Consider the following 668-nt stretch of genomic DNA (forward strand, 5'->3'; position numbering starts at 1 on the left):
TATTTTAATGAAACAGGCAAAACTTCTTTGAAACTGGAGTAATATCTACAATTAATGTGATTTTTGCTGAAGTGTCAGATTGTTATTAGACTTTCTGAATTATTTTACACATTTAATGTGATTTTTTTTTGTCAGAACTTTGATAAAATCTATGAAAATATTTTGCAAATCAATGTGACTTTTGTGAAAAAGTCAGAAACATTATGGATAATATGAATAATCAATGTAAACTTTGTTGCTCTGTTGGCCAATTTACAAACCCTAGCTCGTAATAATTGGCTTGATAGACGTACCGATTGTGGAGAATTTGTTTAGAATTATCTGGAAAAATGAAGAAACTTTGTGCTTTTTCAATTAATTTATCTAAAGTTATGCAAGTCGCATACAAGTACAACTTCCAGATTGTTCCCTTCGGTTACGTTCATACAACACTCAATGTACCGTATCTCATTCCGAATTGCGAAGTCAACAAGTGTTTGGCCTTCTTAGTACTGGCGTGGGGGACCAGCTGGGAACCGGATGGTGACGTAACCTTTTGATTTTTTTTGCGTGACTTGAGAATCGAATTCAATTATGGTTTATGATTTTTTATGTTTTTACGGTCGTTGTATAATGGTTTTATGGTCGTTTTGTTGTCGAAATAGTTTAGGATCATGATGGTTTTGATT

Annotated in this window: 1 rRNA gene; it reads left to right on the forward strand. The window is 32.8% G+C overall.

Features of this window, described 5'->3' with window-relative positions:
* The first annotated feature begins 413 nt into the window (after nucleotides 1-413).
* Nucleotides 414-534 (forward strand): 5S ribosomal RNA (rrf, locus tag B5P40_RS32250).
* Nucleotides 535-668 lie beyond the last annotated feature (134 nt).

This window comes from Bacillus sp. SRB_8 (assembly GCF_003264205.1).
Taxonomy (GTDB): domain Bacteria; phylum Bacillota; class Bacilli; order Bacillales; family Bacillaceae_G; genus Bacillus_A; species Bacillus_A mycoides.